A 4,313-nucleotide genomic window follows, 5' to 3' on the forward strand; every position below is an offset into this window, starting at 1 on the left:
ACTCCAGTTTGGTGTATATTCCGGATCTTCATAATCCTGAACATATTCCACAACGTTGGATGGCTTGTCCTTTGTTCCTACACCTTCTACCTTAAAATCGCTGATAGATACTGTTGCAGGTACGTTAAACCATTTAAATATTCCTATCTGTCCTCTTTGATTAATAAGCTCCTCTGTCAACACATTCGGAACTGATTCATTAAAGATAACAGCATCATCTAAAGCAATGATTATCTTGTCACCATAGAAACCTATCCGAAGTCTGTATTCCGTATTTTGCTCTAAAACAGGTCCTGAAAATGTTTTCCATTTTCCGCCTTCATTCTGGCTCTGAATATTCCAGGTGCCTTCAACATCATATCTTACGGAAATACCATTTGAATCATCATTTGCCTTAATTAAAAAGCCAATTCTTTCACCCTCAGACTGATATTTAAAAACGGTGGAAATAACACCGGAGGTAAGATATGGTGTATTATCCCAGGTCGCTGCAAATTCATTGCCTGTAAGAGATTCAATTTTCATAGTCAGCCCGTTATCTACGGTCGCTGTTCCTTTACCGGATTTATAAGTAAATGGTTCCGGCTGATTAGACTGATAGTTATTACCATAAGTGACTTTTTCCTGTCCTGCAGGCATTGCTGCATACATCTCGTCCAACAGGCCGGCAAATGCTTCATCTGCACTTACTTCCCCTTCTGCCACAGTTGCAGCATTCTTTTCCTGCAATTCACTCTCTGTCTCCGCTGCCTCAGTTGCAGCCTCTTCCCGATCGGCGCCATCTATTTCGCTTGTTGATTCCGTCTCCTCTATATCCGGTATCTCACTTTGCAACTCTGTTTCCTTTACAACCTCTGTTTCTGTTGGTATCTCCATGACCTCAGACCCATTCTCCTGCAGTTCTGCCGCATGCACAACCCCAGATGAGAAAAGACCTTCAGCACTGGAACATACCAGACATAATGATAATGTAAAGCTGATTATTCTGGCTGCCAGATTCCTCTTATTCCTCATAACTCTTTTTTCCTCCTGCTTATTATTACAGAATCTTAGAGCGTGTTTGATCATAGCTTTCGGACACGTTCCAGACTGTTACCCACAGAATAAATTATATACTAAATTTTAGCAATATCTTCTATGCAAATAAGCAATATTCCACAAAAAAAGCACTCGATTACACAAGTGCGGCTTAAATTTCACTCTCATTTTCCACTTTAGGTTATACTATTTTATATCTTTTGTATATTGCATTTTCATCATTGTGTATTGTCAAGTTAAAATGCACATAAAATTCATTTTTAACCCGGAAAGCTGTCTTTTACACAGAGCGTTCCATATCCCAGCGTGGGATTTGGATAAACCCTTTCTACATTTAAAGGCCTCGCCCCCCGGATCAGATAAGCTTTGACTTTCTCTCCATATAAATAAGGATCATTCCCCATTACAATCCCCCACTGCATTAACATCGCCGCTGCCCCTGTAACAAACGGTGTTGCAAAAGAAGTCCCGGAAACAGTGGTATATCCCCCTCCAGGCGTGGCAGTTGTAATATCAACACCGGGAGCTGACACATCCGGTTTGACCTGGCTGCTATCCCGGTTATATCCTCTTCCCGAGAAAGGTGCATAAGTTAAAAGTCTGGAATCATAGGCACCTACAGCAATAACTTTCCTGGCAGTTGAGGGAATAGTTAACGTGGTTTCAACCGTGGGCTGATAAAATCTCGTGCCAATTCCTACCGCTGCTGATGCCGGTAGCCAGACATCATAACGCCCTTCTACAATTCTCTTTGGAGTAAATATTAACCGCCAGATACCGCTGTCAATATAAGTATCCCGGGGAATAAAATCTATGTAGATCTCCTGGGACGTGCTATAAGGGCTGGGTTCGCCATAATAGACCAAAAGCTCTGTCTCCCCTGCAATATAACGTTGTGGTCCCAGTACTTCCTGTAATGGTCCTACAACCTGCCCGGATGGATGCACGATAGTAATCTCAAATTCATCCACATAAGACTTCCAAATCTGCAGATTTATACTCAATTCATTATTTACTATCCCCAGCTGTATTTCTACAGGCACATTGTTTTTCAGTATCCCGGAAGTGTGTCCTCCGGTACTCCCCTCATTCCCCGTCCCCACCGATATTGTAGACTTCCACAGATTCGAAATGTCATCGATATATGTCTCCAAAAGTCCGCTTCCATCATGTGAACCATAAACGGTTCCAAAACTTAAATTAATGGCAACGGGCTTCTGATATTCAATAGACTTCCTAATTACATAATCCAGCGCCTGCATCAGCTCTGTTGTCCTTGGAAATGAATTCGGGCGTGCCAGACCCAGTTTGACTACAATAATATCACTTGCATAGGCAACACCTCTGTATCTGCCGTTAGATGCCCTTCCATTACCTGCTGCGATTCCAAGTACCTGCGTACCGTGACCGCTTAAGTCCCTGGATGGCACAGCCTGTGCAGACCTTTCCCCTTCTGCCTCAGGGTTCAGCGCAGCGTTGATCTGTGCCTGGTCAAACTCAGTCCCGATTTTATATCCTTTTGGCGGATTCCCCGGCAGCGTCTGATCCCAGATATTTAATATGCGGGTACTTCCATTAGGATTTCGAAAATCAGGATGTGTATAATCCACCCCCGAGTCAATAACTGCAACAATAATGCCCTCCCCATTTAAATTAAAAGCCGGTGTCTGAAGCACATTCATGCAGGATGCTGCCCTCCCCTGATTAACCGAGAAAAACAGCCGCTTCGGCTTTTCAATAAATTCAACCTCTGGCTGTGCCGCCAGGTAAGCAATTTTAGATTCCGGTAATGTTATGATTGCGTATTCATTGATTAATTCCACTACCTGAATGTCTTCACTCTCAAGCCTTGAGATATCCCCTGAGTACTTTACGATAATTTCCCATTTCTGGTCCACCGGATCATACCCCACATCTAACGTCAGTGATTTTTCCCGTTCTTCCGGAGTGGCATCCAGCGCCAGATTCAGAAGATTTTCTATTTTTTGGTCAGTTGCCATAGCGTATTCTCATCCTTATTCTGCAATTAAGGACGGAAGATTAAACAATCTTCCGTCCTTAATAAATATTAATACATTATATGATTTTATTTGGCCTGATATTCTATAATTTCATCCGGGCTGCTAACCGGCCATGGTGCGTCTTTTCCAAAATCCGGTGTTACATTCCTTGCCTGAATTGCTTCTACATTGAAGACAATCTCTATCTTCGCGGAATTAAAAGCATTTGTCCATGATGTAGGAATTTGCATTGTATAGATATTGCCTTCGCTTCCCAGCTCTTTCAACAGCGGAACCTTATCATTTCCAGATACAATGTTCTTATAATAAATGTAATCACCTTTCAGTACCCAATTTTCATTTAAAACCGACCCAAAATCAGAAGATCCATCTTGATTAAACAAAGGATAATCCACCTCATTTACGGTTACCTTTGGCGCTGCAATACGGATATAGGAATCCTGGCTTTCAGCTGCCAGATTAATTGTGGGATCTTTCCAAATTGGATCACCCGGCAATAATGCCTGATAATTCTCTTCTTTATAGTTTGGTTCATCAATCTCTACACTTACAAAACCAACTGCCAGTTTATTATTCGCTGTATCTTTATCCGTGAACCACGCTAATGTAGCTCCTACGGTTACAAGACCTATAAGTGCAGCTGTCGTAACCAACAGCGCTATTTTTTTCTTAACCATTACTCTTCCTCCTCTACACCTATGGCAGAATCCATCAAACGGATTAATTCTAAAGCACTACGAAATGGCTGTATTCTTTTTTCTTCCACCCAGTTTACCGTTCCCTGCCATGTCTGATTTTTTCTGCTTTTTACTGTAACAATAAACGTCTTTTCTTCGTTTTTATTTGAACCACCCATACGTCACGAATCCATTCCTTTCTTCCGTTGAGCCATCAGGCTGATTTTCCCGCTGATATAATAAGCTGCTGAAGTTTGTTATTTTATAAACTTCAAGCGTGTTTTCACACTGCCCGTATGCGGCTGACTGCTCCACCTTGCGGGAGGGCAGTGCAAAATTGGCGGCGTAGTGGGGATACGTTCTTAATTTGCACGGCTGCACCCTGATTAGCGGAGCTATCAGATCAGGCGATGAATTTCAAACACGCTCTAGTGAGTATTTACTGCTAATTGCTATCCTGTTTACTGTACTTCTGTTGGAACTGTTTTATTTGTTTCTGCCTGAATATCATTTCCTTCTGAATCTTTCCATCCCATAATTAAACCACGTTCTGAATATGGAGTAAAGCTATCAGCCT

Annotated in this window: 4 protein-coding genes; all 4 read right to left on the bottom strand. The window is 42.1% G+C overall.

Features of this window, described 5'->3' with window-relative positions; translation table 11 throughout:
- Positions 1-1,014: hypothetical protein (locus RHS_RS28625; protein WP_047835128.1), on the bottom strand; the 1,014-nt coding region annotated here is incomplete at its 3' end.
- A 284-nt stretch (positions 1,015-1,298) separates the two neighbouring features.
- Positions 1,299-3,038, bottom strand: a complete 1,740-nt coding sequence (locus RHS_RS28630) for a S8 family peptidase (RefSeq protein ID WP_027295107.1) — start codon at positions 3,036-3,038, stop codon at positions 1,299-1,301.
- Positions 3,039-3,124: 86 nt separating this feature from the next.
- Complete coding sequence (locus tag RHS_RS28635) at positions 3,125-3,736, bottom strand: TasA family protein (protein WP_027295108.1); 612 nt, start codon at positions 3,734-3,736, stop codon at positions 3,125-3,127.
- Positions 3,736-3,915, bottom strand: a complete 180-nt coding sequence (locus RHS_RS28640) for a hypothetical protein (RefSeq protein ID WP_027295109.1) — start codon at positions 3,913-3,915, stop codon at positions 3,736-3,738. The genes RHS_RS28635 and RHS_RS28640 overlap by 1 nt, the downstream gene beginning before the upstream one ends.
- Positions 3,916-4,313: the final 398 nt, after the last annotated feature.

This window comes from Robinsoniella sp. RHS, from assembly GCF_001029355.1.
Lineage (GTDB): Bacteria > Bacillota > Clostridia > Lachnospirales > Lachnospiraceae > Robinsoniella > Robinsoniella peoriensis.

Excerpts from the sequence above, each read along its gene's own strand:
- RHS_RS28630 (WP_027295107.1), bottom strand. The coding sequence starts at position 3,038 with ATGGCAACTGACCAAAAAATAGAAAATCTTCTGAATCTGGCGCTGGAT.
- RHS_RS28635 (WP_027295108.1), bottom strand. The coding sequence starts at position 3,736 with ATGGTTAAGAAAAAAATAGCGCTGTTGGTTACGACAGCTGCACTTATA.
- RHS_RS28640 (WP_027295109.1), bottom strand. The coding sequence starts at position 3,915 with ATGGGTGGTTCAAATAAAAACGAAGAAAAGACGTTTATTGTTACAGTA.